Source organism: Planktothrix sp. PCC 11201, assembly GCF_900009135.1.
Classification (GTDB): domain Bacteria; phylum Cyanobacteriota; class Cyanobacteriia; order Cyanobacteriales; family Microcoleaceae; genus Planktothrix.
Map to the genome: position 1 here is coordinate 1 of NZ_LT797730.1, position 303 is coordinate 303.

Consider the following 303-nt stretch of genomic DNA (forward strand, 5'->3'; position numbering starts at 1 on the left):
CTCCTTTAAGCTGTTGTTAAAAGATTACTGGAAACAAACTCAAAAAAAGAAAAAAGAACTGTACAATTATGTAGGAAAAGATTTTGAGAAATACCTGTTACTTAATTTAGGATATGCCGCCAGAATGTATCCTAAACTTTGGCAGGGATTAGAAACAGATCAACCCGTTGGATTAGAATTAAATCTGATTGAAGCCTTTGAATTTCTCAAAGAAAGTGCCTGGATACTCGAAGATTCAGGATATAAAGTCATCATTCCCGCTTGGTGGACACCCCAAGGTCGTCAGCGCGCTAAAATTCGTTT

Annotated in this window: 1 protein-coding gene; it reads left to right on the forward strand. The window is 37.0% G+C overall.

Annotated features, from left to right (window positions below):
- The coding region (locus tag PL11201_RS25425) for an SNF2 helicase-associated domain-containing protein (protein WP_144017896.1) at positions 1-303 on the forward strand (303 nt) is incomplete at both ends.